The sequence below is a fragment of the Synechococcales cyanobacterium T60_A2020_003 genome (assembly GCA_015272205.1).
Lineage (GTDB): Bacteria > Cyanobacteriota > Cyanobacteriia > RECH01 > RECH01 > JACYMB01.
The window spans coordinates 1-4,757 of record JACYMB010000046.1 but is presented as its reverse complement, the minus strand read 5'-3'; the positions used below and the strand labels follow the sequence as shown (position 1 = coordinate 4,757).

Genomic DNA, 4,757 nt, shown 5'->3' with positions numbered 1-4,757 from the left:
GCTTCACCAGTTCCTGAATTGCAGGAATCCGAGTAGATCCACCCACCATCACTACTTCATCGATGTCGGAAGGTGACAGTTTGGCATCCTTCATGGCCTGCTCAACGGGAACCCGGCAACGATCAATCAGATCAGAGCAGAGTTCTTCGAACTTAGCGCGAGTCAGGGTCATGTCCAGATGCTTGGGGCCATCCTGGGTTGCGGTGATAAAGGGCAAGTTGATCTCAGCCTGGGTGACGCTGGATAACTCAATTTTGGCTTTCTCTGCGGCTTCCGTAAGACGCTGCAACGCTTGCTTGTCTTTGCGGAGATCAATCCCTTCAACATTCTTGAATTCAGCCGCAAGGTAGTCCACGATCTTCTTGTCAAAGTCGTCGCCACCTAGATGAGTGTCTCCAGAGGTCGCAAGTACCTCGAAAACACCGTCACCCACTTCCAGAATCGAAACGTCAAACGTTCCACCGCCTAGGTCGAACACGAGAACGGTTTCATTGCTCTTCTTGTCGAGACCGTAAGCCAGGGACGCTGCCGTCGGCTCGTTGATAATCCGCAGCACTTCTAAACCTGCGATCTTGCCAGCATCTTTGGTGGCCTGACGCTGGGAGTCGTTGAAGTACGCAGGAACAGTAATAACCGCCTGGGTGACATCCTCACCGAGGTACTTACTGGCATCTTCCTTGAGCTTCCGGAGTACTTCGGCAGAAATCTGCTCAGGGGCATACTGCTCACCCTTCGCCGGACAATCGATCTTAACGTTACCGTTGACGTTGAGGACTTTGTAGGAAACTTCGGTCAGCTCGTTACTGACCTCGTCATACCGACGACCAATGAACCGCTTCACCGAGTAAAACGTGTTCTCTGGGTTCATCACGGCTTGACGCTTGGCGATTTGACCGACCAGGCGATCGCCATTTTTCGCGTAGGCAACGACCGAGGGAGTTGTGCGAAAGCCTTCTGCATTGGCAATCACTGCAGGTTTGCCCCCCTCCATTACTGCTACGCAGGAGTTGGTGGTTCCCAAGTCAATTCCAACAACTTTTGCCATACTGTCGCTCCAGTGATACTACTAAATTCTTGATTACGGATTAGCCAACGTTAAGGGGGTGGATACATCCCTCTAGGTCAATTTGCCACGCTGTACGGCAACCCTTCTCCGGCAATGGGAGATGCAGGTTAAACATCCATCCGGCGGTGGGCGTCAGATGCTGTCTATATATTGCGCGTGTCTGAGTCATCCCTTGAAGGAGGGGTTACCGAACCAACCTTGGACGGTTCCGTTTGCTTTCATGTTTTTAGTGTAAAAACTTACGCGGGGACTGACGTTGGGGCGAACCGTAATCTTGGAGGTGGGTTTGCCGACTTTTGAGGGTTTTGGAGTTACCAGCCTTGCTGTGCTTGGTGGAGAACGTAGGTGGCGATGTCGTCAATTTGGTCGCTGCTCAGGGATTCGCCAAAGGCTGGCATGACGTTTTTGCCGTAGGTCACTTGTCGGGTGATCGCCTCGATGGAGTTCATCCCATAGGTTTTGAGTGTGTCGTAGGCCAGGGTCTTGTGGGCGATGATCAGGTTTTGCCCGTTGATGTGACACACGGCGCAGTTTTGTTGGAATAAGGTCTTGCCGTTGTTGAGTTTGACAGAAGAGGGTGGACTGGGGGCGATCGCCTCTTCTTCAGGCAAGGGTTCGATCTGAGAAGGAGCCGCGATCGCTGGAGATGCCGCAACCACGTTCCAAGCAACGGTAAAAATTAGGCAAATCCGAAGACCGCTCGGCCAGAGGTGCTTCATTAAGAGTGGACGATTCTTCAGCAAGCGAAGATGGAGATGGATCATCGACTTTAGCAGCATAGTTCTGTGGCATTAGCACCTGCTCAATTGTAGGTGAGAGCTAGCACCTTACTTAGATAATTGTCTCATGAAGCCTATCCCCCTTCTAGTTTCAGGAATCGTGACGGCAAATCTATAGAGAGATGGATAGATGGTTCAGTAGCAGATTGGATGAGCTACACTCTTACTGCTTCGAGATTTTGGGAGAAAACCATGCTTTCTAAAAACCATAAACGATCTGCATCTGCATTGGCGATCGCTGGACTTGGACTCATCGCAACGGGCTGTAGCCCCAGCAAAGTATCTCAGTGTAATGAACTGATTAAGGTGATTAATACCGCTGTGACCGAGGTACAGGCTGTTACCCAAAGTCCCGAAGCCTCAACCAATCCAGATGCCTTGAATCAAATCGCCGATACCGCCGATCGCGCCGTTGAACAAATGCAGGCCGTTGAGCTGAAAGACGAAACGCTAATCGGCTATCAGCAAAGCTTTATCAAAATGTATCAAGACACCAGCGCGGCTAGTCGCGCCATTTACGACGCCTCTCAGAAGCAAGATCTAGAGGCAGCTCAGGCGGCCTTAGGTCAACTCCAAGCTGCCACGGCTCCAGAGCCAGGTCTGGTGAACGATGTCAATAGCTATTGCGGAGGACAAGCCCCCGCAGAGACACCCGCAGACGCTGCGACAGAATAAGTTAGACGTCCATGAGGCCGCTTTTCCTGTCTATGGAGAGCAGCTTAGCATCCTCTGAAGCCATACGCTAGCTTAGGACTCTCCTACCACTCCTGGTCTCTAGTCCGTTGCGCGACCGTATCGGGCGATCGCCGCTGTATCCGTGCCGTGTTGACGTTCAATCCAGGCCCAAAGCTGATCACCATAGGAAAAGTGCCACCATTCATTCGGATGTTGATGAAAGCCTGCTTGGCAGAGCACCGTTCGCAGTACACTACGGTGGACATGGTATGGGTGCTCAAGGCGATCGCCGTCTGCCGCTCCTTCAGCGTACGAAGGTGCAAAATAGTTAGGATGCGATCGCTCTGAGATTTCATCAATCGGAGACCCCATCTCTACTGCATCACCCTTGGCATCAATCAGCGTAACATCCACCGCCGCTCCGGTACTGTGGGGCGGCGGTGTTGCTGGGTCATGGCTTGGCTTTGCCCAGAAGGTGTAGACTTCTTCCAAAAGGGCTGTGCGTTGTGCGTCCGTCAAGGTTGAATGACTCAGCCCTCGCATCGCCACCTGGTCTGCAAACACGGAATCCACCATAAATTGCTGGACGGCGATCGGGCGATAGGCATCAAAAATTTGAATCCGCCATCCCGGTTGGAGATCCTGCAAATAATGGTGGGCTTGAATGAGGCGATCGCACACACTTTGTCGCAGGACGTAGGGCGATCGCACCCCGTAGGGTGCCCCTAGGGATTCGTAGGGATGGGGTGTGGTCAACACAAAGTACTGCCTTGGAATGGGAACCAGCGGTTCACCACAGTCTTGAATGGGAATCGTAGAATAGGCCTTCATAGGGGTTCAGTTTTGAGCGATCGCCCTGATGGTAAAGCTAAAACCATTCTGCATAAACAGCATTTTTTACCCCACCTTACGCCTTCACCGGATTCGGCATGAGCATGATTGCATCTACGCTCAAAATAGTTCTCACCCTAGATCTTGGCGTTTTATCCTACTGACGTACCACTTCATACCCAACATCTAGATCGAGTTGTTACCCAAGCTCCCACGGGTGTGCTGTTACCATGGACACAGAACTGTTAAATTATATTAACTAAAAGATAAAGCAAGCCTTTTGGTGCGTTGGCTATCGTGAAGCGGTGAACCCACTGTTGTGCGCCATCCCTTTGACGCTATCCACCAAAGGACAGTCCCTCTGTAAAAGGATATTGCCTGTGACCGTAACCTCTCGTCTCGCGGAAACAATTGGTGACCCATTAATTGCACACTTCTTCCGACGGTCCTCAGGGCAATGGCGGTCTGAACGTCGTTACTACACCCTGCCGGATGGCGATGCCAAGGAAATGGTCAGCCAGATCCAGATCCGCTTTTTGGAGCAAGGCTGTCCAGAGTTGATTGAGTTAGCCCAACTTCACGAGATCTCTGATGAACTGATCATGACCTGCGGGGCAGAGGTGTCTTGGGATAGCGTCGATTCAATCTCGGGGCGGCGGCAGTCTAGAGGTTCTACATTGTTTGGCGCCCATGGTTCACTTTTATATCGCGATCGCGGCTTTGCAACGCCTAACCCGGTCACAGCCGCTTATTATTTCACCAACCCAGAAACCCTTTGTTTGCGTACAGAGTACAATGGCTCAGTTTTTGAAGAAGAACTCAAACTGATTGGTACGCACTATCGCACTCGCCAAACAATCATTTCGCGTTTGGGCGAACAGCAGATGATTGGACAGTACTTAGAAAAGCGACTGTAGCCAAAATTTTGGATATAGCAACTCTCAAAACGATTGATACGAAATCCTGCTATAGCTGTTGCCAGCTAGCCTAGGACATGGACATTTTGGTGGCACTTAACCCCACCGTTTGACGGCACCTCCCCTTGCCCTAGACGTGAAGCGGCTTGCCGCAGGGTAGGGGGAGGTTGGGAGAGATTTCTGAAATAGTGCTACTTTGTGAATCGGATTCCGTATGCGATATGGAGTATGGAGGCTTTGCTCCTCCGTAGGAGTTTCACCCCTGCACTCCGCCCTAAGCAACCTTTCAGGTTCTGTAGAAATCTTTGTTCAAGAGACCTGACATTGGATACCGTTGCTAGGTTATCCCTAAACTAGGGCGTATCTAAGTGCGAACGAGGGTAGTGCATTAATGCACGGGACAGAGGAACATTAGGCTACACCACCACAATAAGCGGGGAGACCAGCGCATGACCATCGAGATGACCTGTCCGACCTGTGGGTCTCACG

The 4,757-nt window shown here is 51.4% G+C and carries 5 protein-coding genes; 2 read left to right on the top strand and 3 right to left on the bottom strand.

The features are described from left to right. Together IGR76_02725 and IGR76_02720 are read right to left on the bottom strand one after the other, a co-directional pair. Positions 1-1,045, bottom strand: a 1,045-nt coding sequence (locus IGR76_02725; GenBank protein ID MBF2077446.1) for an Hsp70 family protein, incomplete at its 3' end; no start/stop codon positions are given. Between the two features lie 332 nt (positions 1,046-1,377). Beyond that, a complete protein-coding gene (locus IGR76_02720; protein MBF2077445.1) occupies positions 1,378-1,785 on the bottom strand; it encodes a c-type cytochrome in 408 nt (135 codons plus the stop codon). Between the two features lie 252 nt (positions 1,786-2,037). Here IGR76_02720 and IGR76_02715 point away from each other — a divergent pair, with 252 nt between their 5' ends. Continuing rightward, the gene (locus IGR76_02715; GenBank protein ID MBF2077444.1) at positions 2,038-2,520 is read left to right on the top strand and encodes a hypothetical protein; all 483 of its coding nucleotides are present in this window, start codon (positions 2,038-2,040) and stop codon (positions 2,518-2,520) included. 99 nt (positions 2,521-2,619) lie between these two features. Here the strand turns inward: IGR76_02715 and IGR76_02710 are convergent, their stop codons facing one another. Then, complete coding sequence (locus IGR76_02710; GenBank protein MBF2077443.1) at positions 2,620-3,351, bottom strand: M15 family metallopeptidase; 732 nt, start codon at positions 3,349-3,351, stop codon at positions 2,620-2,622. Positions 3,352-3,731: 380 nt separating this feature from the next. On the opposite strand from IGR76_02710, the gene IGR76_02705 reads away from it, so the two are divergent. Further along, positions 3,732-4,268 (top strand): phycobiliprotein lyase, encoded by a 537-nt coding sequence (locus IGR76_02705; GenBank protein MBF2077442.1) that lies wholly within the window; start codon positions 3,732-3,734, stop codon positions 4,266-4,268. Positions 4,269-4,757: the final 489 nt, after the last annotated feature.